At 49.1% G+C, this 23,364-nt stretch carries 14 protein-coding genes, 17 tRNA genes, 2 rRNA genes and 1 pseudogene; 28 read left to right on the plus strand and 6 right to left on the minus strand.

Translation table 11 applies throughout. The features are described 5' to 3' along the window. Positions 1 to 229: 229 nt before the first annotated feature. The 19 genes from F0220_RS01875 (at position 230) to F0220_RS01965 (ending at position 5,071) form a co-directional block, all read left to right on the plus strand. A 23S ribosomal RNA gene (locus F0220_RS01875) occupies positions 230 to 3,157 on the plus strand. 143 nt (positions 3,158 to 3,300) lie between these two features. Further along, positions 3,301 to 3,417, plus strand: a 5S ribosomal RNA gene (gene rrf, locus F0220_RS01880). A gap of 58 nt (positions 3,418 to 3,475) precedes the next feature. Continuing rightward, a tRNA-Ile gene (locus tag F0220_RS01885) sits at positions 3,476 to 3,549 on the plus strand. A 33-nt stretch (positions 3,550 to 3,582) separates the two neighbouring features. Beyond that, positions 3,583 to 3,658 (plus strand) — tRNA-Ala (locus F0220_RS01890). 1 nt (position 3,659) lies between these two features. Further along, positions 3,660 to 3,735, plus strand: a tRNA-Asn gene (locus F0220_RS01895). Between the two features lie 3 nt (positions 3,736 to 3,738). After that, a tRNA-Ser gene (locus tag F0220_RS01900) sits at positions 3,739 to 3,830 on the plus strand. A gap of 16 nt (positions 3,831 to 3,846) precedes the next feature. Next, positions 3,847 to 3,918 (plus strand) — tRNA-Glu (locus F0220_RS01905). A 6-nt stretch (positions 3,919 to 3,924) separates the two neighbouring features. Beyond that, a tRNA-Val gene (locus F0220_RS01910) sits at positions 3,925 to 4,000 on the plus strand. Between the two features lie 16 nt (positions 4,001 to 4,016). Then, a tRNA-Met gene (locus tag F0220_RS01915) sits at positions 4,017 to 4,090 on the plus strand. 26 nt (positions 4,091 to 4,116) lie between these two features. Beyond that, positions 4,117 to 4,194 (plus strand) — tRNA-Asp (locus F0220_RS01920). A 21-nt stretch (positions 4,195 to 4,215) separates the two neighbouring features. Continuing rightward, positions 4,216 to 4,291 (plus strand) — tRNA-Thr (locus F0220_RS01925). A gap of 97 nt (positions 4,292 to 4,388) precedes the next feature. Beyond that, positions 4,389 to 4,464 (plus strand) — tRNA-His (locus tag F0220_RS01930). An 11-nt stretch (positions 4,465 to 4,475) separates the two neighbouring features. Further along, positions 4,476 to 4,550: transfer RNA gene (locus F0220_RS01935), tRNA-Gln, on the plus strand. A gap of 9 nt (positions 4,551 to 4,559) precedes the next feature. Then, positions 4,560 to 4,635 (plus strand) — tRNA-Lys (locus tag F0220_RS01940). Between the two features lie 9 nt (positions 4,636 to 4,644). Beyond that, positions 4,645 to 4,732, plus strand: a tRNA-Leu gene (locus tag F0220_RS01945). An 8-nt stretch (positions 4,733 to 4,740) separates the two neighbouring features. Then, a tRNA-Gly gene (locus tag F0220_RS01950) sits at positions 4,741 to 4,815 on the plus strand. A gap of 6 nt (positions 4,816 to 4,821) precedes the next feature. After that, a tRNA-Arg gene (locus F0220_RS01955) sits at positions 4,822 to 4,898 on the plus strand. 16 nt (positions 4,899 to 4,914) lie between these two features. Further along, positions 4,915 to 4,988, plus strand: a tRNA-Pro gene (locus F0220_RS01960). 12 nt (positions 4,989 to 5,000) lie between these two features. Continuing rightward, positions 5,001 to 5,071: transfer RNA gene (locus tag F0220_RS01965), tRNA-Gly, on the plus strand. Positions 5,072 to 5,342: 271 nt separating this feature from the next. Here the strand turns inward: F0220_RS01965 and F0220_RS01970 are convergent. After that, entirely contained in the window at positions 5,343 to 6,203 is an 861-nt protein-coding gene (locus tag F0220_RS01970; protein WP_105601631.1) for a CYTH domain-containing protein, read from the minus strand. A 137-nt stretch (positions 6,204 to 6,340) separates the two neighbouring features. After that, positions 6,341 to 7,258 (minus strand): LysR family transcriptional regulator, encoded by a 918-nt coding sequence (locus tag F0220_RS01975; protein ID WP_105601630.1) that lies wholly within the window; start codon positions 7,256 to 7,258, stop codon positions 6,341 to 6,343. 385 nt (positions 7,259 to 7,643) lie between these two features. Between F0220_RS01975 and F0220_RS01980 the strand changes: the two genes are divergently transcribed. The 4 genes from F0220_RS01980 to F0220_RS32775 all read left to right on the plus strand — a co-directional run bounded on the left by F0220_RS01980 (position 7,644) and on the right by F0220_RS32775 (position 13,147). Next, on the plus strand, positions 7,644 to 8,660 hold the full coding sequence (locus F0220_RS01980) for an ABC transporter ATP-binding protein (protein WP_105601650.1): 1,017 nt from the start codon (positions 7,644 to 7,646) through the stop codon (positions 8,658 to 8,660). A gap of 68 nt (positions 8,661 to 8,728) precedes the next feature. Further along, a complete protein-coding gene (locus F0220_RS01985) occupies positions 8,729 to 9,802 on the plus strand; it encodes an ABC transporter substrate-binding protein (protein ID WP_105601628.1) in 1,074 nt (357 codons plus the stop codon). 73 nt (positions 9,803 to 9,875) lie between these two features. Beyond that, the gene (locus tag F0220_RS01990) at positions 9,876 to 11,561 is read left to right on the plus strand and encodes an ABC transporter permease (RefSeq protein ID WP_105601627.1); all 1,686 of its coding nucleotides are present in this window, start codon (positions 9,876 to 9,878) and stop codon (positions 11,559 to 11,561) included. After that, the gene (locus F0220_RS32775) at positions 11,558 to 13,147 is read left to right on the plus strand and encodes an MBL fold metallo-hydrolase (RefSeq protein ID WP_223199830.1); all 1,590 of its coding nucleotides are present in this window, start codon (positions 11,558 to 11,560) and stop codon (positions 13,145 to 13,147) included. The genes F0220_RS01990 and F0220_RS32775 overlap by 4 nt, the downstream gene beginning before the upstream one ends. A gap of 76 nt (positions 13,148 to 13,223) precedes the next feature. Here F0220_RS32775 and F0220_RS02005 read toward each other — a convergent pair whose 3' ends face one another. Next, complete coding sequence (locus F0220_RS02005; protein WP_223199831.1) at positions 13,224 to 13,745, minus strand: GerMN domain-containing protein; 522 nt, start codon at positions 13,743 to 13,745, stop codon at positions 13,224 to 13,226. A 73-nt stretch (positions 13,746 to 13,818) separates the two neighbouring features. Further along, positions 13,819 to 15,231 (minus strand): N-acetylmuramoyl-L-alanine amidase family protein, encoded by a 1,413-nt coding sequence (locus F0220_RS02010; protein ID WP_105601624.1) that lies wholly within the window; start codon positions 15,229 to 15,231, stop codon positions 13,819 to 13,821. Between the two features lie 351 nt (positions 15,232 to 15,582). On the opposite strand from F0220_RS02010, the pseudogene F0220_RS02015 reads away from it, so the two are divergent. Next, positions 15,583 to 16,742 (plus strand): annotated as a pseudogene (locus tag F0220_RS02015) (anhydro-N-acetylmuramic acid kinase). A 125-nt stretch (positions 16,743 to 16,867) separates the two neighbouring features. After that, complete coding sequence (locus F0220_RS02020; RefSeq protein WP_036616797.1) at positions 16,868 to 17,707, plus strand: MurR/RpiR family transcriptional regulator; 840 nt, start codon at positions 16,868 to 16,870, stop codon at positions 17,705 to 17,707. A gap of 147 nt (positions 17,708 to 17,854) precedes the next feature. On the opposite strand, the gene murQ is transcribed toward F0220_RS02020, so the two are convergent. Together murQ and F0220_RS02030 are read right to left on the minus strand one after the other, a co-directional pair. Further along, entirely contained in the window at positions 17,855 to 18,760 is a 906-nt protein-coding gene (murQ, locus tag F0220_RS02025) for an N-acetylmuramic acid 6-phosphate etherase (protein WP_105601622.1), read from the minus strand. Positions 18,761 to 18,782: 22 nt separating this feature from the next. Then, positions 18,783 to 19,739, minus strand: a complete 957-nt coding sequence (locus tag F0220_RS02030; RefSeq protein ID WP_223199959.1) for an N-acetylglucosamine kinase — start codon at positions 19,737 to 19,739, stop codon at positions 18,783 to 18,785. A gap of 363 nt (positions 19,740 to 20,102) precedes the next feature. Between F0220_RS02030 and F0220_RS02035 the strand changes: the two genes are divergently transcribed. The 3 genes from F0220_RS02035 (at position 20,103) to F0220_RS02045 (ending at position 23,353) form a co-directional block, all read left to right on the plus strand. Continuing rightward, complete coding sequence (locus F0220_RS02035) at positions 20,103 to 21,455, plus strand: ABC transporter substrate-binding protein (protein ID WP_091019950.1); 1,353 nt, start codon at positions 20,103 to 20,105, stop codon at positions 21,453 to 21,455. 55 nt (positions 21,456 to 21,510) lie between these two features. Beyond that, entirely contained in the window at positions 21,511 to 22,434 is a 924-nt protein-coding gene (locus F0220_RS02040) for a carbohydrate ABC transporter permease (protein ID WP_017691097.1), read from the plus strand. Between the two features lie 85 nt (positions 22,435 to 22,519). Further along, on the plus strand, positions 22,520 to 23,353 hold the full coding sequence (locus F0220_RS02045; protein ID WP_105601619.1) for a carbohydrate ABC transporter permease: 834 nt from the start codon (positions 22,520 to 22,522) through the stop codon (positions 23,351 to 23,353). Positions 23,354 to 23,364: the final 11 nt, after the last annotated feature.

Consider the following 23,364-nt stretch of genomic DNA (forward strand, 5'->3'; position numbering starts at 1 on the left):
GAGAGCTCAAACTCTCAAACAGCTTGCTTTTGCATGGAGCTTGTTCTTTGAAAACTAGATATCGAAACGAAACAAACGCGAATTAGAACATTCCTTTTTAGCTGAACTTGTGTTAAACAAGTTTCAATAAAAACGGTAGATTGCTGGAGCGAGTGATCGAAATGGAGTGACTTTTGGCTTTGGACGTAGTCCAAAACAAGGGAAGCGACAGCTCGAACACGAGCGCAATGGTTAAGCTACTAAGAGCACACGGAGGATGCCTAGGCGCTAGGAGCCGATGAAGGACGTGGCGAACAACGAAACTGCCTCGGGGAGCTGTAAGCAAGCTTTGATCCGGGGGTGTCCGAATGGGGAAACCCAGCTGGGGTAATTTCCAGTTACTCACAACTGAATACATAGGTTGTGTAGAGGCATACCAGGGGAACTGAAACATCTAAGTACCCTGAGGAAGAGAAAACAATAGTGATTCCGTCAGTAGCGGCGAGCGAACGCGGAGAAGCCCAAACCAGAGAGCTTGCTCTTTGGGGTTGTGGGACGTCTCACATGGAGTTACAAAGGAACCGGTTAAGCGAAGAGGTCTGGAAAGGCCCGCCAAAGAAGGTAAAAGCCCTGTAGTTGAAAGTCTGTTCCCTCCGAGACGGATCCCGAGTAGTGCGGGGCACGTGAAACCCCGTATGAATCCGGCAGGACCATCTGCCAAGGCTAAATACTTCCTAGCGACCGATAGTGAAGCAGTACCGTGAGGGAAAGGTGAAAAGCACCCCGGAAGGGGAGTGAAATAGAACCTGAAACCGTGTGCTTACAAAAAGTCAGAGCCCGTTTTAGGGGTGATGGCGTGCCTTTTGTAGAATGAACCGGCGAGTTACGTTCCCGTGCAAGGTTAAGGTGAAGAGCCGGAGCCGCAGCGAAAGCGAGTCTGAATAGGGCGACATAGTACGTGGACGTAGACCCGAAACCGGGTGATCTACCCCTGTCCAGGGTGAAGGTGCGGTAACACGCACTGGAGGCCCGAACCCACGCATGTTGAAAAATGCGGGGATGAGGTGGGGGTAGCGGAGAAATTCCAATCGAACTCGGAGATAGCTGGTTCTCCCCGAAATAGCTTTAGGGCTAGCCTCGGAAAACAGAGTCGTGGAGGTAGAGCACTGATTGGGTGCGGGGCCCGCAAGGGTTACCAAGCTCAGTCAAACTCCGAATGCCATAGACTTACTTCCGGGAGTCAGACAGTGAGTGCTAAGATCCATTGTCAAAAGGGAAACAGCCCAGACCATCAGCTAAGGTCCCCAAGTGTGTGTTAAGTGGGAAAGGATGTGGAGTTGCACAGACAACCAGGATGTTGGCTTAGAAGCAGCCACCATTGAAAGAGTGCGTAATAGCTCACTGGTCGAGTGACTCTGCGCCGAAAATGTAACGGGGCTAAACACACCACCGAAGCTATGGCTTGATGCTTTGCATCAGGGGTAGGGGAGCGTTGTATAAGGGTTGAAGGTGTACCGTAAGGAGCGCTGGACATTATACAAGTGAGAATGCCGGTATGAGTAACGAAAAGATCAGTGAGAATCTGATCCGCCGAAAGCCTAAGGGTTCCTGAGGAAGGCTCGTCCGCTCAGGGTAAGTCGGGACCTAAGGCGAGGCCGAAAGGCGTAGTCGAAGGACAACAGGTCGAAATTCCTGTACCACCGTAAGCCGTTATGAGCAATGGGGGGACGCAGTAGGGTAGTGACGCGGACTGATGGATGTCCGTCTAAGCAGTAAGGCTGATGTGTAGGCAAATCCGCACATTGTAAGGCTGAGCTGTGATGGGGAGCGAAAATTATAGTAGCGAAGGTCATGATCTCACACTGCCAAGAAAAGCCTCTAGCCAGGTGATGGTGCCCGTACCGCAAACCGACACAGGTAGGCGAGAAGAGTATTCTAAGGCGCGCGGAAGAACTCTCGTTAAGGAACTCGGCAAAATGACCCCGTAACTTCGGGAGAAGGGGTGCCCCGGTAGTGTGAATAGCACGAGGGGGCCGCAGTGAAAAGGCCCAAGCGACTGTTTAGCAAAAACACAGGTCTGTGCGAAGCCGTAAGGCGAAGTATACGGGCTGACGCCTGCCCGGTGCTGGAAGGTTAAGGGGAGTGGTTAGGGAGTAATCCCGAAGCTGTGAACCGAAGCCCCAGTAAACGGCGGCCGTAACTATAACGGTCCTAAGGTAGCGAAATTCCTTGTCAGGTAAATTCTGACCCGCACGAATGGCGTAACGACTTGGGCGCTGTCTCAACGAGAGATCCGGTGAAATTTTAATACCTGTGAAGATGCAGGTTACCCGCGACAAGACGGAAAGACCCCATGGAGCTTTACTGCAGCTTGATATTGAATTTGGGTACGATCTGTACAGGATAGGTGGGAGCCTTTGAAGCATGAGCGCCAGCTTGTGTGGAGGCAACGTTGGGATACCACCCTGATCGTATCTAGGTTCTAACCTGGTACCGTAATCCGGTGCGGGGACAGTGTCAGGTGGGCAGTTTGACTGGGGCGGTCGCCTCCTAAAGAGTAACGGAGGCGCCCAAAGGTTCCCTCAGAATGGTTGGAAATCATTCGAAGAGTGCAAAGGCATAAGGGAGCTTGACTGCGAGACCTACAAGTCGAGCAGGGACGAAAGTCGGGCTTAGTGATCCGGTGGTACCGCATGGAAGGGCCATCGCTCAACGGATAAAAGCTACCCTGGGGATAACAGGCTTATCTCCCCCAAGAGTCCACATCGACGGGGAGGTTTGGCACCTCGATGTCGGCTCATCGCATCCTGGGGCTGAAGTAGGTCCCAAGGGTTGGGCTGTTCGCCCATTAAAGCGGTACGCGAGCTGGGTTCAGAACGTCGTGAGACAGTTCGGTCCCTATCTGTCGTGGGCGTAGGAAATTTGAGAGGAGCTGTCCTTAGTACGAGAGGACCGGGATGGACGTACCGCTGGTGTACCAGTTGTTCCGCCAGGAGCACCGCTGGGTAGCTATGTACGGACGGGATAAACGCTGAAAGCATCTAAGCGTGAAGCCCCCCTCAAGATGAGATTTCCCAGTATGTAAGACCCCTTGAAGACGACGAGGTAGATAGGCTGGGGGTGGAAGTGCAGCAATGCATGGAGCTGACCAGTACTAATCGGTCGAGGGCTTATCCAATAGCAAGTTGTAATTCGCATGTTTCGTTTCGAATCTAGTTTTCAGAGAACGATCTCTGAAATGAAAATTGGTACATCACAGAACGTGTGTATGAATTTCAGTTCCATATCTGATTTCAAGAAGCTATGCTTCGACAAATCGCGTTTGGTGGCGATGGCGGAGGGGTTCCACACGTACCCATCCCGAACACGACCGTTAAGCCCTCTAGCGCCGATGGTACTTGGACCGCAGGGTCCTGGGAGAGTAGGACGCCGCCAAGCGATTTCCCTTTGGGGTATTTTTTTTGCCCCCTTGCAAAGGAATAAGGGATATATATTAGGGCCCTTAGCTCAGTTGGTTAGAGCGCACCTCTGATAAGGGTGAGGCCGGTGGTTCGAGTCCACCAGGGCCCATAGCAAGACCACAACAAGAAATACACAGTGTATGGGGCCATAGCTCAGCTGGGAGAGCGCCTGCCTTGCAAGCAGGAGGTCAGCGGTTCGATCCCGCTTGGCTCCACCATTCCCTGATAGCTCAGTTGGTAGAGCACTCGACTGTTAATCGAGTTGTCACAGGTTCGAGCCCTGTTCGGGGAGCCATATGGAGAGGTGTCCGAGCTGGCCGAAGGAGCACGATTGGAAATCGTGTAGGCGTCACAAGCGTCTCGAGGGTTCGAATCCCTCTCTCTCCGCCAGATAATTTTTTAGCAAGGCCCGTTGGTCAAGGGGTTAAGACACCTCCCTTTCACGGAGGTAACAGGGGTTCGAATCCCCTACGGGTCATATTATGGAGGCTTAGCTCAGCTGGGAGAGCATCTGCCTTACAAGCAGAGGGTCGGGGGTTCGATCCCCTCAGCCTCCACCATATAACTTTATAACGACGCGGGGTGGAGCAGCCCGGTAGCTCGTCGGGCTCATAACCCGAAGGCCGCAGGTTCAAATCCTGCCCCCGCAATTATACTTTCCTTGAGAAAGTACTATGGAACCGTGGTGTAGTTGGCCTAACATGCCTGCCTGTCACGCAGGAGATCGCGGGTTCGAATCCCGTCGGTTCCGCCATTTTAATAAAATATACACCGTGCCGGTGTAGCTCAACTGGTAGAGCAACTGACTTGTAATCAGTAGGTTGGGGGTTCAAGTCCTCTCGCCGGCACCATTTTTAGTATTTACATATGAATTTGTGATAGAATGTATATTACAAGTTAAATTGGTAATACTAAGATTCTCTTAGTGGATGAATGGCTTACTCTATGGCGGTCGTGGCGAAGTGGTTAACGCACCGGTTTGTGGATCCGGCATTCGGGGGTTCAATTCCCCTCGATCGCCCCATGATTTTTTAATGGGGATTAGCCAAGCGGTAAGGCAACGGACTTTGACTCCGTCATGCATAGGTTCAAATCCTATATCCCCAGCCATTTCATTACGAGTCATTAGCTCAGTTGGTAGAGCACCTGACTTTTAATCAGGGTGTCGAAGGTTCGAGCCCTTCATGACTCACCATTATATTTTGCGGTCGTGGCGGAATTGGCAGACGCGCACGGTTCAGGTCCGTGTGGGCTAACCCCCCGTGGAGGTTCGAGTCCTCTCGACCGCACCATATGTTTTGCGGAAGTGGCTCAGCGGTAGAGCATCGCCTTGCCAAGGCGAGGGTCGCGGGTTCGATTCCCGTCTTCCGCTCCAATATTTGCGCCCTTAGCTCAGCTGGATAGAGCGTTTGACTACGAATCAAAAGGCCGGGAGTTCGAATCTCTCAGGGCGCGCCATTATTCTCATAAGTATCGGGATGTAGCTCAGCTTGGTAGAGCACCTGGTTTGGGACCAGGGGGTCGCATGTTCAAATCGTGTCATCCCGATTTTTTTTATTTGCGGGTGTAGTTCAATGGTAGAACTTTAGCCTTCCAAGCTAATAGCGTGGGTTCGATTCCCATCACCCGCTTCCTAGTAATATATAGAAGAGCCTTTGCTTATAGCAAGGGCTTTTTTGTTTTCACCTATAAGAAGAGGTGATTTTCAGAAAACCAGAGTTTAATGTGAGTAGTCAACTCGAGTTGAACAGATGAAATAGATAAGCAAAAATCTTAACTGTTGATAAACGTAGAATTACTTAATTAACTGATTTTAATTCGTTCTCTACACAAAAAAAGACAAGTCCCTCTCCTACGATATCCGCAGGAAGAGGAACTTGTCTTTTTAATTAGAGCCAGCGATTAGTATCTTTCCAAAATAGTCTGTGTCTTCAAGCCATCGGCCGGAATCAGCCAGTTTTTGTTCTCCAGCAATTGCAGCAGTTGAGTACGCAGACCGGATACGGCTACAGTATCATCGGTTTTGAAAGAAACCTCTACGATATTCTCAATACCTGTACCTGCTGCGTCACGGATTGGCCATACTTCGAGTGTAAGCTCTTGACCATTCCATGTACCTTCATAACGTTGGAATGTGATTGGGCCATATGCACGGGATTGAGTCAGTTGTTGTTTACCCCAGTTGGAAGCAGACCAGTTCTTCAATTTGCCCGGAAGCTTGTCCAGTAACATGTTCAGGGCATCTTGCTGGGAAGGAAGTTGAACACCTGTCGCTTTGGTATCGACTTTTTTGGTGTTGGAGAAGCTCAGTGTCTGTTTGCCGTATCCCCAATCAATTTCAGCCTCGTAGTTATCATCTGATATGTCGAATCCTTCTTGGTTAGCCAGGGTCAGCGCTGCGTTGATGTCGCCATTGATTACAGGGTAGCGTTTTTTATAAGTCAATTCGTAGTTATTTTTGTCATCCTTTTTGCGAAAACGAACGTTCCATCCTTGTTGATCCAATCCGAGAGCATTGGTGTCGAAGTACTCTACGTTAATGTTTCTTGGCGTGGAACTCAGGCCGAGTGTCTGAATCACTTCACTGCGTGGTGTCCCATCTATATTCAATACAAGTTCCGGCTTGGCCAGAAACTTTACTTCATAAGCAGGAACGGCATTGGCAGCAGCTGAAGCCTGGGGTGCTCCCAGAAATGTCATTCCACTTCCCAATGTTACGATGCTCAGCATCAATGAGGCGGTTACCTTTTTCCACTTTTTCAAAACCAATCACTCTCCTAATCTGGATTAACGTACAGACTCACTTTATCGCCCGAATATATGAAAGCGATTAAAGGGGAGCGCACATTGCGTTAATCCTGCATAGATTTGATGAATGGTAAACGATAGTTTATAGCGGATCAGGGCAATCTGCCATGGAAAATGGGGGAGCCGTGACTCACCTCTCGTAGCACTTCTTTGAAGCGGTTTACCTGAACGGAAGGGTGGCGGTCCTTGTTATGTACCGTATAGATATGGCGCGGTGCTTGCTCTCCGGGAATGGGAAGAACTTGAATGAGCCCGTGCTGTTCCTCCCACTGTACCGCCATCCGAGACATGAATGAGACATGCCCCCCGATTAACACGAGCTGTTTGATCGCTTCCAGGGAATCCATCTCCACGGTACTCCTCAAACGAATGTCATGTTGCGCAAGCCATTGATTGGTTAGCCGCCGTGTACTGGATTCATTGCCATGTAAGGCAAAAGGAATCTGCGCGATATGATTAGGTGTTAATGCATCCTTCTGGGCCAACCCATGTTGTGGAGAACAGATCAATACTAAGTCGTCTTCACACAGCGTCTCAGCTTGCAGGGCGGGTCCAACAAATGGCTCGGAAGAGATCACCCCCAGATCAATCTGATGCCGAATTAACATTTCGCGAATAACAGGTGATGGTTTGACGGATAAGACGATACGAATGCCCGGAAATTCCTGAGAAAAGGTGTTGAGTATGCTGGGCAACAGATATGTAGCCGGTACATAGCTTGCCCCAATGTGCAGGGTGCCCCGATAGAGACTGTCATATTCCTTTACGACCCGCCTTGCCTCTTGGGTCAAAGCATTGATTTTGACGGAATAGTGGAGCAGGGCTTGTCCGGCCTCAGTTAGAAAGGTCTTGCCACTGCGTGATTCGAATAATCGCACGCCCATCTCTTCCTCCAATGACTTCATATGAAATGTAACGGTTGGTTGTTTGATCCCCAGTAATTCGGCCACACTGGTCATGTGATGATGCTTGTCGATCAGCTCAACAATTTGCAGTTTGATCAGATTCAATGTCTCAACACTCCTCTCACTTCTACTAACCCCAATATATAAGATGATCTAATGTTTTTCATAAAGACGGAGAGTACAGAACCAATCTGAAGAAGCGAAGCGTTCGCCTTTATCCCCGGATTTCTCCCTTTAAAAAGGGAGTATAAGAAATCTGGGGATAACAGCGATCGGAAGATGGTGCTGTAATCGAAGCGAAAACATGAAAATTAATTTAGTTCACCTACTATAGATTTAATCTATGAACATCAACAGAATTCATCTAAAAAGTTAATTCCAATTTTACATACAAGACATACAACTCGCGAAAGCGGACGTTAGACTGATAACAGTGCAAGAGATTAAGTAACAAAAGAGATCAAGTAACAGAAGACAGGCAGGGATGCTTATGAAATTAGAGATGACAGGAATTCAAAAATCATTTAATCAAACACCCGCACTGCTGCCGACAGATCTAACGCTTGAACATGGAAAGTTCACGACACTGCTTGGCCCGTCGGGCTGTGGCAAAACAACACTGCTCCGCATGTTGGCCGGGCTGGAACAGCCGGACGCGGGGGAGATTCGTGCAGATGGTCAGTGTATCTACTCTGCGGCGAAGCGGATTGATATACCAACACACAAGCGTAATCTGGGCATGGTGTTTCAGGATTTTGCATTATGGCCGCATATGACCGTATACGAAAATGTAGCGTTTGGCCTGAAGGCCGGAAAACAGAAATCTGATCTGCGGCAAAAGGTGAACGAAGCACTTGGCATGGTTCGCCTGCAAGGCATGGAAGGTCGATATCCTCATCAGCTGTCTGGTGGACAACAGCAACGGGTTGCTTTTGCCAGAGCCGTAGCGGTCAGACCTGGTGTGATCCTGTTCGATGAGCCACTAAGTGCACTGGATGCTGTACTTCGGGAAGAGATGCGGATTGAGATGATGTCCTTGGTACGGGATATGGGGCTGACTGCGCTTTACGTCACACATGATCAGATTGAAGCGATGTCGATGTCGGATGAGATTGTGGTGATGCAGAAGGGGCGGATATTGCAAAAGGGAAGCCCGGAAACGATCTACTCGGCACCAAGTGATCCGTATGTCGCTTCGTTTATCGGAAAGTCTAACTGGCTCACGCCTAATCAATCGATGGTGCGTCCAGAGCATGTCACCTGGAACAAAACAGATCATGACGATCTGTGTTATCCGGGAACTGTACTCAGCGTCAGCTATGTAGGTGAACGCTACGAAGTGCGGGTGCAGATGGAAGGGCTGGGCGTATGGACAGCCTATATGAACCAAAGAGTACGCGTAGGGGAGAGAGTTCAGCTCTATGTTGCTCCCGAGCGGATATGCCGCATGGATGGTTATGACCACCCAAGTATGAAACAGAACGAAGCAATCGCAGTGGCATATTAAATTGTTGGACGAGCACAGTTGGAAGCAGGATTACACATTTTATAAGAAACCAGGGGAGATGGATGAATATGTTGGGGATGAAAACACGAAAAAAGAGCGCAATGCTGTTATTAACGGCGGTTATGAGTATCAGTTTGTTCGGATGTAGTACAGGGAACTCGACCACAGGAAATGCGGCGCAACCCGCAAGTGAAGGAAACACAGCAGCAGCGGCAGAAACAACGAAACCGGCTGGCGGCAAGTTGGTACTGTACAGTGCTGGCCCACAGAAGCTGGCCGATAACATCGTGAGCGGATTTACAGACAAAACAGGGATCGAAGTTGAGATGTTCCAGGGAACGACAGGCAAAATTCTGGCTCGTATGGAAGCTGAGAAATCCAATCCGGTGGCAGACGTTGTAATCCTGGCCTCTTTACCTTCCGCACAGGCTCTGAAAGCCGATGGACTGACTATGCCATACCCTGAAGCAGCCAATGCAGACAAGCTGAACAAGGACTGGTCGGATGCAGAGGGCAACTATTTTAGCAGCAGTGCTTCCGCACTGGGTATTGTGTATAACACCAAACTGGTATCTACACCCCCAACAAGTTGGGCAGATCTTGCTACGCCTGCATGGAAAGATGCAGTGAACATTCCCGACCCTACATTATCAGGCTCAGCACTCGACTTCATCACAGGATACCTGAGTGCGAATGGTGAAAAAGGTTGGGATCTGCTGAGTGCCTATAAAGCCAATGGTGTAGCGATGGCAGGAGCCAATCAGGAAGCCCTTGATCCGGTCATTACGGGTGCCAAAAGCATCGTAGCTGCAGGTGTGGATTACATGGCGTATTCCTCCAAGGCAAAAGGTGAACCACTGGATATCGTGTACCCTGAGGAAGGCACGGTAATCAGCCCAAGACCGGCAGCAATTCTGAAATCCAGTCCGAATGTAGAGAATGCCAAAGCGTTCATCGACTACTTGTTGTCTGATGAAGCACAGAAGCTTGTTGCAGATGCTTATCTAATCCCGGGCCGCGAAGACATTGAAGCGACTAACCGTGCCAATGTGAAGGATATTCCACAGCTTAAAGTGGATTGGAACTGGATGAGCGAACATGGCGAAGAGACAGCAGCGCGTTTTTCCGAGACTTTTAAGTAAGAAACAATAGGATAGAGACAATTAGGCAAAAGGAATACCTGCTGTCTGTGGAAAGTCATGTGAGGTGAACGTAGTGAAACCTGTTGGAATAGACAACAACCGAATTTTTCGGAGAGTGGGCGTGATTCTGGCCCTCGTTCTGCTGACCATAAGTATTGGCGTGCCGCTCTTGCTGATCTTCTGGCAAAGTGTGTATCCGGACGGACAATGGGACTGGATGGCTCCGATTCGCACGATTACGGGTCATCATCTATCAGGTGTATTGCTGAATTCCGTCTGGCTTGGCATCTGCGTTGTAGCAGTAACCACGCTGCTGGCGCTACCGTTGGCCTGGATGATGGCGAAGACCCGAATGGGCGAGCATCGCTGGGTGGATGTAATCCTGATGATTCCGTTCATGACCCCGCCGTATATCGGATCGATGGGCTGGATTCTGTTTATGCAAAAAGGGGGATACCTGCAACAATGGGTGCCTTCATCTGCAGGCTGGAGTGAGCTGTTCTTCAGCTTCTGGGGCATGGTGCTCATCATGAGCTTGCACCTGTTCCCATTCCTGTACCTGCTGCTTCGAGATGCGTTGATTCGCATCGGTGGCAATCTGGAAGAAGCGGGAGCCGTGCACGGTGCACGTGCAGGATACCGTTTCAGACGCATTATTTTACCTTTATTGTTGTCGTCTTACGGCATGGGGATCATGCTGGTCTTTGTCAAAACGATTGCGGAATTCGGAACACCGGCAACCTTCGGGCGCAAGATTGGCTATTATGTCATGACCTCCGAGATCCATAAGTACATCTCCAGTTGGCCGATTGACTTCGGCAAGGCGACTTCGCTGGCATCGGTGCTGTTGTCCGTCTGTCTGGTGATGTGGTATATGCAGTCTGCCATGAGTCGAAAGTTCACGTATCGTCTGGTTGGTGGCAAAGGGCAACGTTCGAAGCGATATTCCCTTCGTGGCGGAGCCGGATGGTTATGTGGGGCATATCTTGCAATCCTGTTGATCCTATCGATAGGTATCCCGTATTTCTCCATCATCGCCGCTTCGACCATGAAGTTACGAGGATCGGGAATTGCTTTTGATAATCTGACCTTGGATCATTACAAAGAGCTGTTATCTTGGGGATCGGTGAGTATGAAGGCCATCGGGAACAGTCTCGGTCTATCCCTCGCGGCTTCAACCGTTGCTGTTGTTATTGGTACGGGTTTTGCGCTCGCGATCGGCAGATCATCTTCATTCATGCAGCGTGTGATTGACTTGTTCAGTCTGTTGCCTAATACGGTGCCGGGTATCGTGATGGTTGTGGGTCTGATTCTCTTCTGGAACTCACCCTGGATGCCTGTCACGTTGTATAACACCTACGGCATGGTTGTGCTCACGTACGTTGTGCTCTTCTTGCCTTACACCGTGCAGTATGTAAAATCGAGCTTTACCCAGATTGACGGAACGTTGTTCCAGGCTGGGCAAGTATTTGGAGGGAAGCCGCTGTATATTCTGCGGCGTATCTTGATACCGCTGATCCTGCCTGGCATGCTGGCCGGCTGGATGATGACCTTTACGATTGCTACCCGGGAGCTAGTAGGTTCGTTGTTAATTCTTCCGCCGTCCATGCAGACGTCAGCTACGTATATTTTTGCCCAGTTTGAACAAGGTCAGGTATCACTCGGAATGGCGATGGCCGTTGTAACTGTAGGTATGACGGTGCTGATGCTGCTTGGAATCGAACTGCTGAATTCAAAGAGAAAGTGGAATGCATCATGATCAAACTGAACGTATGGGGCGGTGCAGGGGAACATGGACGTTCCGCCTATCTCCTGAGCGGGAGCCGGTTTCGCCTTTTGCTGGATTGTGGTGTGAAAAAAGAAGGCACGGGCCAGTATCCGCTAATTGACCCGGAGATTGTCCCGCAACTGGATGCGGTGTTTTTGTCCCACGCCCATGAGGATCATTCGGTCGCCATCCCTTTGCTGTATAAGATGGGCTACCGGGGTGAAGTATGGACAACGAGAGAGACGAGGGCACAGCTGCGTACGTATTTTGCCAACTGGCGAAGATTTGCAGAACGTGTCGGAGAGAAACTCCCTTACGATGAAGCAGATGAGCAGGCTATTCGTTATCGTTATCTGGAAGATGAGGTCGTATCCCAAACCTGGTTCGAACCGATTCCCGAAGTAAAAGTGATGTGGGGCCGGAGTGGACATCTGGCTGGATCGGTGTGGTTTGGACTTGAAATGGAAGCGAAGCGGATTTTTTATTCCGGGGACTACACGTCCGAATCAATGCTTTTACAGGAGGATTGCCCAGCGGAGGCGTTCTCACGGACAAACATGATTCGTGAAGATACGTTGTTCGATGCTCCGAGCAGCGAGCGGTGGGGTATGGAGGAACTAATCGTTATGAACAGCGGGCAAAAGGCTGGAGAATTTATAACGTCACAAGATCAGACATCTGTTGCATCAGAGGCGTCGTCAAGAACGCTTGTATCCATGGAGATACCCATGAAGCAGAGAAATTCCATATCCAATGGTGCAGATGGAGCAGTCAGAGCAAGCAGAGCAAACGTAGCAGACGCTGCGCCAAAATCCTCCGTCGGGCTGGTAGATCTGGCGATCGTTGATGCGGCCTACGGTACGGATCAGGATACACAGGCCGACAAACTGGAACAGCTTGAACGAGCCATTCGCCAGACGATTGCTCAAGGCGGAAAGGTGCTCTTACCCATGCCTGTCGTAGGGCGTGGACAGGAGATCATACTGTGGGCACAGCAACAATTCCCGGCTGTTCCAATGGTAGTGGAACAAGGGCTGGTGGACGGTATGAAGCAGCTTATGCATGTTCCGTATTGGTTGAGGGAGAAGGGAGAGCATGTCATCGGAAGTTCGTTGAAAGACAAAATCGATTGTTTTCTGACTGGACGAGGATGGGATCTGCCTACAACTACCCAAGAGCGGGAACAACTGTTGGAACATCATGCTGCTTCGTTATGGTTTATTCCGGACGGCATGATGCAGTCCTCGCTTGCCCGTTGGTATTATAGTCAATTATCGGACAGGGAGGAGAATCTGATTCTGCTCACCGGGCATGTTGCTCATGGCACATTTGCTGATAAACTGCTACGGGTTCCTGACAAGTATGGAGTGTGTGAGGTGCGGAAAATACGATATAAAGTGCATCAGGGCTGGAAGGATGTTGAACGGATGCTGCATCAGGTTCCAGCAAGGCATACGGTCCTTGTGCATGCTGACCGGGCAGAGACGGACCGATTAAAGGAAGGATTGCTCAGAAATAGCCCGTCACCGGGAACAGTTATACATTCACTGTCTGCTGGTGACGAGCTATATGTGTGAATTGAGCATGAATCGAATTGATGCGTCAGATTGGAACGTCCCTGGGGACGTTCTTTTTCCATTGTTGCCTGATCAGTTAGGGTTCGCGATGAATGGGGTGTTCCAGTTCGGCATGGCCCATCAAACTATCAACGGCTTCACCATCCACCAGTATATCCAGGCTGTTCACTTCATCAAATTGAAACATCGTTGTTGTTAAAGCTTCCAATGCGAGCAATTCTCCACTGGTACCGAGATTGGCTTCAGCAGGGATATGAACATCCAAAGTCACTGTACCCTCAGCATATTGGATAGAGAGCAATTCAACCTGCTCCCAGAGGGAAACAAGCTCCGAATCGGTGTTCGTTTGCAACGCTGCAAATGTTTTTTCATATTTTTCGGAGTCATCCTTGTACTCAATTTCCTGCTCTGTTTTCTCAAGCGCCAGTACCTGAGAATCTGCCAAATATACATCGACGACTTGTGTATTCATTGTGCCCAGATCCACCTCCGTCTCGGATGGGTTTGGTGCCTGCACCTGTCCTCCCTGAACAGCAGGTTCATTCGAACCGGATTGGCTCACTGGCTTCTGGGCACATCCAACTCCGATAAGGATCAAGCATGATAATATAAGTGCACAACCAAGCTTCTTATTCAAAGAATCACTTCCTTTATCTGATTTATTTGATGATTTATAGCCCCAAATACTCCTTGATTCCATCGGCTATCGCTTGAGCGGCTTTCATCTGAACAACCTCGGACGACATCAGTTCTTCATCGAGCACATTACTCAAGAATCCCACTTCCAAAAGCACTGCAGGCATGGTCGTGTCTCGGATTACTTCCAAGTTGCCATTTTTCACACCACGATCTCTGAGACCCATGGCTTTCACCAAACGTTGATGAATAATAGTGGCTAATTCCTTGCTATTACTGCGTTGATAATAATATGTCTCCGTACCTGTGGCTTGGGGAGCAGACTTTACGCTATTGCCATGGATAGATACAAATACATCCGCATTTAATTGATTGGCGAGCTGAACACGCTCAGGGCGGGTCGGATAGGTATCACCTTCACGAGTCATCACCAATTCGATATTGGGTTCATTGAGCAACAGGGCTTGTACTTTGTGAGCCAATGCCAGATTGTATTCCTTTTCGGGTTTGTTCGTGATGCTATTCGTCCCCGGGTCACTCCCACCGTGTCCTGGATCGATGACCACAACCTTGCGTCCTGAATCACCTACTGGAGTGACTGGAGCAGGTGTGACATTGTCTCCCGCAACATTAAGATCAATAATCAGTTTATCGGCAATGACGTTCTGGCTGTACTGGACATCCTTCACATTATTCAATTCTACGACAATGCGAACTTGCGCCGGATCTCGTTTGAACAGTGAATATCTCACTTCTGTCACATTGGGATAACCACTCACATCCAACTTGCCATTGAGTCCTTGATCCAGCGGTTGGGAGATATCACCAAAGGCGGTTCCAGGCAAGTCCACAACCAAACGATCAGGGTACTTGAGGGTCGTTACTATTGGCTGAACGGCTCCATCCGTGGATAACACGAGCTGATTATTGGCAAATTGGATATCGGTAACCTGCGCGTTAGACGTTGAATCTCCTTTTCCAGAACTATTGCCTGGATCGATAGCAGGTCCCTTACTGGTGTTTGTTAAGTATACGATCTTGTCTTGATTATTCCATCTTACCTTAAGCCCCATTTGTTCACTGACAAATCGAATGGGCACCACCAGCGTATTGTTCAAAATTTGCGGTGCTGTGTTCAAAGTGACTTGTTTGTCAGCAACCATGGCTTGCTTTTGATCCACGGTTAGGGAAATCGTCTGTTGATCTTGCTGAATTTTTACAGTGCGTGCTTGTTGGTTCCAATCGACTTTGAATTTCAAATTTTCGGCAACGACACGAATCGGAATCATCACGTTTTTATTGATAATCGTCACCTGTACATCACTTGGGAGGACTAATTCCTCTCCATCCATAAAAATTTTCGACGTGCTTGCAGCGGCATTTCCCTGATTAGGGAGCAAAACGAGTAAGAACAGACTCAAAAACAGTAGTAAAATGGTTTTCTTCATTATGCACCTCGACTAGTATTAGATCTATATCTGACTACCAAAATATACCTACATATTATAAACGGTAAAAATGTAAAAATGTTTCTCTTCTGATATCTAATTATCAATTGATGGAATAAAACATGATGTGTGATCGCAAATGGGATGAATATCTCTCTTTTTATTTTCAATGTTGTAATTAAATTTCATATAATGTTTGACTTGTGAAATTTAATATCATATACTGGGTGAAATTATGGCAGGATGACGTGTTCATCGGGTCTTGCAGGAGGTTGGAAATGGATGGATACAGGCAGCTATCCGATGTGGGAGAAGTATCGTTTGAAGCAGGAGCATCTGGTCATCGGACTAATGTCAGGGACGTCTCTGGACGGAACAGACGCGGCGCTAGTCCGTATTCAAACCGATATGAGTGGGGCATTACAGCAGATCGAGCTGGTTGATTTCGTATGTGTGCCGTATTCGAATGGATTGAGAGACGTACTGATCCGGTTATGTTCACCGGGGACAGCTCGTATCGACGAGCTGACAGCCGCACATTTTGGTGTATCGGAGTGGTATGCACATAGTGTTAGGGAACTGATGCAGTCTGCCGGTATCTCAACACAGCAAGTGGATGTGATTAGCATGCATGGGCAGACGGTATGGCATGCGCCTGTAGCATCCGCATTTCCAGGGCCAACGGGGGCAAGTATTGATGTGGTATCGACATTGCAGATCGGTGAATGTGCTGTTGTTCGAGAACGGACAGGACTGCCCGTGATTGGCAACCTGCGAGCCAGGGATATGGCGGCTGGTGGGAAGGTGCTCCACTTACGCCTTATGCGGATGCTCTGATGTTTCGAAGCCCGACAGAAGGGCGGCTAGTGCAGAATATTGGTGGCATTGGCAATGTGACGGTGCTTCCCTCCGAGTCATCTACCGAAGTTATTTCGGCATTTGATACGGGACCGGGGAATATGGTGATGGACGCCCTTGTTCGACAGACAACGGATGGGCGGCAGCATTATGATCCGAATGGAAGTATTGCCGCACAGGGGAAGGTCGATCAGCGTCTGGTTGAACTGTGCTTGGAGGATGAGTATTTCAAAAGACTTCCGCCAAAAAGTACCGGGCGAGAAGTGTATGGAACAGCGTACGCAGTGAGACTGATGGAGATGGCCGCAGCGCGTTCCTTATCTCTTGAAGATACGCTGGCTACTGCCACCTGTCTGACCGCGGAAACCATCGTGCGTGCAGTGAAGGATCTTATCCTGCCCAAGGTGCAAATATCGGCCATGCTCGCGTGCGGTGGTGGTACTTCCAATGCCACGTTAATGGAAATGATCCGTCAGAGACTACCGAAGGATATCCGTTTGGAACGAACAGCAGATTATGGTATACCCGATGATGTTCGGGAAGCCATTGGATTTGCTTTACTTGGCCATGAGGCACTTATGGGAAGAACTAATACACTCCCGGCAGTAACCGGCGCGAAACACGCCGTAATCTCGGGTAATCTCACACTCTAGTGAGGTATGACTTTAATTAGAGTTCAGTTATGGAAGGGCGAGGAATTCGATTAGACGCGAGTGGAATTATAAGATAAAATGCTTGTACATGAATGCAGTACGGAAAGGAGGAGCGAATGGAAGGCATGAAAGGTGGACTTGTACGTTTACGCGCATTAATGGATGACTTGACCCCGTCCGAACGGAAGATCGGAGCTTATATTCTCGATCACCCGCAAGAAACTGTTCAATCCTCGGTGGCCCAGTTGTCTGAACGGAGTGGAGGCAGCCCAGCTGCCATTATCCGTCTCTGCAAATCACTGGGTGTAACGGGTTTTCAGGAGCTGAAGCTGAAGATTGCCGGAGATTTGCAGACGAGTGAGCCATATCAATATACGGAGATTCGTCCCCAGGACTCCATGGAGAGCATTATTCAGCATGTGTCCGCAAACAATATTCAGTCGGTGAAGGATACGGTTCATATTCTGGACCCACGTCTGGTGGAAAAAGCTGTGGACGTGCTTCATCAGGCAAACCGGATCTTTTTCTATGGAGTAGGGGCTTCCAACCTGATTGCGCTGGATGCACATTACAAGTTCATGCGAATCAATCGCACAAGCTTTTCGTTCGCCGATCCGCATATGCAGATTTCGTCCGCAACGACGCTTCGTGAGGATGATGCGGTTGTATGTATCTCGTATTCAGGGGAGACGTCGAACGTAATCTCCTGTCTCAAGCATGCTCATGATGGTGGGGCAGCGACAATCAGCATTACCAAGTGGGGCAGCAATACACTCAGTAGTATGGCGGATGTGCCCCTGATGATTACTTCCACTGAAAGTGATATTCGGAGCGGAGCAACTTCGTCACGGATTGCACAGCTGAACGTGATCGACATTTTGTATCTGGCGATTGCCAGCCGGGATTACAACCAGTCGGTGGAGTATTTGGAGAAGAGCCGACAGGCTATTCTGGAGCACAAGTGAAGTAGAACCATATGAATCCCTTTCTGTTTATGCAGGAGGGGATTTTTTGAGAATTATATCCGCTGTTAGAATAAAAAAATAAAAAAAAGAGCCCAGACTAATGTTGGGCTCCTCTCTTTCAACCTCTAATAATACCCCTTGTACGGCTCAGGAAGGCCCCGCAATGGCGCTACGGACAAATCCGTCAGCCAGATCAAGCCTGTGCTGGGCTTCCGTTGCGTCCACACCTGCCATCAGCATGACGATTGCCGTTTTTACATGACCGTCTGCACCGGTAAAAGCCTCTTCAATATCCGCTTCATTTGCTCCGGTTGCCAGATGGATCATGCGTTTGGCCCGATGGACAAGCTTTTCGTTCGAAGGGTTCAGATCAACCATGAAATTACGGTAAACCTTGCCCAGACGAATCATGGCGGTAGTGGTGAGCATGTTCAGAATCATTTTCTGGGCGCTGCCTGCCTTCATACGTGTTGAACCCATGACAACCTCTGGGCCGACAACAGCCTCAATGCTCACATCAGCCAACAGGGTCATCGGCGTGCCTGAATTATTGCTCAGGCTGATCACCGTAGCCCCGATCTCCTTGGCATGTCTCATCGCACCCAGCACATACGGCGTTCGTCCACTGGCTGCAATGCCAACCACGACATCGTTTTTGTCTAAGCCATGTTCATCAAGGTCGGCAGCTCCCAACTCCTCATTATCTTCAGCACCTTCAACCGGGTCCTTCACTGCCCGGAATCCCCCTGCAATAATACCCTGTACCATGGATGGCGGGGTTCCGTAGGTAGGCGGGCATTCAGAAGCGTCAAGTATTCCTAATCGTCCACTGGTACCTGCGCCTACATAAAAAAGCCTGCCGCCAGACTGAAACGCCTCCAAGATCCGATCCGCAGCTTGAGCAATGACCGGAATGAGGGGCTGAATGAGCTCCGCAATCCGTTGATCTTCCTTATTAATGAGCTCCATAATTTCTGCCGAAGGCAATTCATCTATATGATCCGTTAGTGGATTGGGTTGTTCTGTTAGTAGTGAATTCAGCATGTGATTCATCCGTATGGCCTCCTTCTCTCTTTTAAAATGATTCATTCAGGGAACGGCGTTTTCTTGCCAGTTGTGCTGCACCAACCGCTGGAGCGGGGGCATCTTCACGATATACAAAGTCCAACTCTCCATAATATTCAGATAACTTCTGAATAAATGTATTTCGGAAAAGTGCAGCGTATCGAAACAGTGATCCGGACAGGACAACCGGAGTGGATTCAAATTCGGGATGACGGGCAACCAGCGCCTTGGCGGTATCCGCCAATTGTGAGGCTTCGTCGATGATCAGTGCGCGGGCGGCCTCATCCCCGAGTTCAGCAGCTTCTATAGCTAGGGGGGCGATGGATGCGGTCTCGGTTTTGCCCCAATCCGTCTGATACACTCGCGTCTTTAGCTCCGATATATCCCGAAGGCTCAGATTCTTTAGAAGAAGCGGGGTTAAACAGGTTGGAGGAAGAACACCGTCATAACTCTGCATAACCACTTGGAGTGCACGCTGCCCAATACGATAGCCGCTCCCCTCATCTCCGAGCAGATGACCCCAGCCTCCTGCACGGTATCGCTCTCCTTCCAGCGTAAATCCGTACACGATGGACCCCGTTCCAGAGATGCATAATACACCGTGCGTATGTCCGAGAGAGGCCATCAGAGCAATCTCTCCTTCGGATACAACCCAGACGGGACAACCTTCTGATGCCTGTTGATTACGACTCTTCATATAGTTATTTACTGCTTTGGCTATAAGTTGCCGTTCTTGGATCGTATCTACACCTGACATACCAAGGCATATACCCTCACAATTTGTCGATAAATCACTTATTAGTTTAAATAGCTGTTCCAGCACTCGTTGCAGTTCGGAAATGGCCTGTTCAGTTGATACGGTGTGAGGATTCGTGGGACCGCCGCTGAGTCGGGCGAGAATTTCACCAGATTCAGAAATGATTGCTGCATCAGTATTGGTACCGCCTCCATCTACGCCTACATACACTCGCAAAGTGGTTCACCTCGCTTGCTTGGGTTTTCTTTTTACATAGTATAGTTGCATGAAAAGAAAAAGTAAAATTAAATTTTATAATAAAAAATAATTTTGAATTTTTATTTTACAACTCATATAATGAATTCAATCTACAATTTTGGAAGGAATTAATACTGTTAATGTCAATTAAGTTGACGTTAATATTGCATTTAAGAGATTTAGCCTGCGACTGGCAGGCCCAATCTACAGGGGAGGTGCTTTTCCTTACTGCCGCGTGTATAGGTGGATGGCGTTTGAAGGCCGAATGATCACAAAGGGGTAGCATGGTTAGGCAAATGAAAGAATCGGAAGACGACATGCAAAGGAGATGAAGGGATGAAAAAGAAGGGTCTGGTATGGACAATGTTGTTGATGATGGTCTTGGTTACTGCCTGTGGGAGTAGCGGAGGTGCTGCTTCGGATGACCCGAATGCCGATGATACGGTAACGGTATGGACCTATCCTGTACATGGCACATATGAAGATGAACTGAAGGATCTAATCTCTGATTTCAATAAAGAACACCCGAATATTACCGTGAAGACGGAAATGCTCTCCTGGGCGGAAGGGCCCAAAAAATTCGATGTCGCTTTGAACGCGGGTAACCCGCCAGATCTTTACTTTCATAGTGTAGACGGCACATATGTGAATACGGGATTGGCACTTGAGCTGGACAGTTACCTGACATCTGTGATCAAGGACGACTACCTGCCGGGTACGCTGGATTTAGGCCAGATTCAGGGGAAACAGTATGGACTGCCCTTGTATCAATTCCAATGGGCTTGGGGTGGTAACAAACGCATTCTGGAGGAAGCGGGCATTGATTGGAAGTCCATTCAACAAAATGGCTGGACCTGGTCCGAATTCAACGATGCTGCTGCCAAGCTGACCAAAACGCTGGATGGCGGGGCCAAGCAATATGCACTGGTTACCGACGGAACCTCGCTTGACTTCATTGAAATGCTGTCCCGGAACAACGGGATGATTGATGTTCTTGATAAAGACGGCACGTTCCAATGGAATGATGGTCGCATTCTGGATACTCTCTCTTTTATCAAAAACCTGATGGATCAAGGGTATATGCCGAAGGAAACGGCGGCTCTTGCTCCAGCAAAACGGACGGATATGTTCTACGCGGGGGAAACGGCGATTATTTCCAAAGCGATTCCTTATTATGATGTGATGATTCAGAACCGCAACAAGGATATTGATGATGGCAAGGTGCAGGGAGAGAAGATTGATTTTGTCCTGTTACCTGTACCGCATAATGATGATCAACCTGCGGCCACAACAATGGGTGGCGAAGGGTATGTAGCCTTTAAACAGAAAAAGGACAAGGGCGAACAGCATGCCAAAAATACCTTCTTGGTGATGGAGGCGCTTAGTGGTGCCAAAGCAGGGAACTCGGCCAATGAACTGGCGCTCCCATTCGTAAGACAATCCCAAGTGGAACTGTTTAAAGGAAAAGAGCTTGGTCAAGCGGATAATCTGGCCGCTGCGAAAGTCATGGCAGAGAATATCGCTATGCCGGTAGTGCTTGAACTGGATATCGACAAAGCATCTCAGCAAAAACAATTCAAGGAACAGGTTGTGAAGCCTAATATTCAGGCGCTGTTCTCGGGTGAAAAATCACCGGAGCAGATCGCAGAAGACTTCAAGAGCAAGGGCGAGCAGATGTTTGGACAATAACTCGGACAATCAAACATAACGTAAAACCACACTGATTAGGAGAGGAGGATTCGCCATGCAGACCGCCCTTGCGCCAAAGCCGTCCGTGCCCCGGACTTCCCGGGTTGCCCGGTTTTGGCGGGACTACGGGTGGGCGTATTTGTTTATTTTGGCGCCTGTCCTGCTGTTTCTCATTTTCACACTGTATCCCGTACTAACAGCTCTCGTGATGAGCTTCCAGAAATACAACATTATGAACTCAACGTGGGTCGGTTTGGACAACTACGAACGACTGGTGAAGGATGAGACGTTCTGGAAGTCGATTAAAAATACGGTGATCTTCACCGTAGGCACAGTCCCGGTCAATATTCTCATTACATTTGTACTGTCCTATTTCATCTATCAAATGAAAAGCAAATGGCAGACATTTTTCAAAGCTACCATGTATCTGCCTGCGGTAGCCTCCGGGGTAACCATATCCATTGTATGGCTGGCGATCTTTGACCCGACGGATTCGGGGCTGCTCAACCGTTTTCTCGGCTTGTTTGGCCTTGACCCGGTGATCTGGCTGGGCCAGTCGGGAACGGCACTCTTTTCCCTCATTCTAATGAACTGGCTCGGATCGCATGGGGCGGGCATTATTCTGTACCTAGCAGCCATGGGCGGTATTCCGAAATCGCTGTACGAAGCGGCGGATATTGATCATGCCAGCGGCTGGACCCAGTTCAGCAAGATTACATGGCCGCTACTCAAACCAACGACGCTGTATCTGCTCGTTACAGGTGTGATCACGTCTTTCCAGGTGTTTATCTCGGTATATCTGATGACACAGGGTGGACCAAACTTTGCGACAACTACAATCGCTTATCTGATCTACGAGACGGCTTTCAAGTTCTATGAGTTCGGATTGGCTTCGGCTCAGTCGTTCGTACTGGCGATTATCATCATAGTCATCTCCGTCATACAGTTCAAATATTTCTCCAGCGATATTGAGTATTAGAGGTAGTTCAACTGAAAACCGTTCTTTTTGAACACGTATTAGAGGTAGGCACGTTGCATTAAGCATCCGGGGGTGAATGAAATCCATGAAATCAACACAGAAAAAGACACTGCTTGTCGTTGCATCCATTCTGCTGGTGGTTTGGGCGCTGGTGACGGTCATTCCGATGTACTGGATGCTGGTCGGTTCGGTGCAGGATAGCGCGATGTCGGCGTCGTTTAAACCACAGATGATTCCGGAGCAGTTGTCGTTATCACCATATGAGCGCTTTTTTGCCAAAACTGATGCCTGGCGCTGGTTATACAATTCGCTGCTCATCTCGATCATTCTGACCGTAACCAATGTATTCTTCGCCTCCCTGGCGGGGTATGCGTTCGCCAAACTAAAGTTTCCGGGGAGTCAGGCGGTATTCTGGACTTTGCTTGGGACCATGATGATTCCGGCACAGGTGACGCTGATTCCCTTGTACATTCTGATGGTCAACGTGTTTGACCTGGGGGATACCTATACAGCCATTATTCTGCCTGCTGCCGTTAGTGTGGGTAACATTTTCTTGATGAAACAGTTCATGTCTACGTTGCCCACATCGCTGATACATGCGGCGCGTATCGATGCATGCAGCGAGTTCGGCATCTTCTGGAAAGTCATTCTGCCGATGGCAAAGCCGGGAATCGCGGTGCTGGCGATATTCACGTTTGTCGCTTCGTGGAACGAATTCTTCTGGCCGTTCCTCATTACCAATTCCAACGAGATGCGTACCATTCAGGTGGGGCTAGCCTCGTTTGTATTTGCCGAATCAACTGATTTCGGCGCAATGATGGCGGGGGCAACAATAGGTGCACTGCCGATGATCATTCTGTTTTTCTCACTGCAACGTTACTTCCTGCAGGGCATTACGATCGGTGCGGTAAAAGGTTAAGTTGAACTGTT

The organism is Paenibacillus sp. 37 (assembly GCF_008386395.1).
GTDB lineage: Bacteria > Bacillota > Bacilli > Paenibacillales > Paenibacillaceae > Paenibacillus > Paenibacillus amylolyticus_B.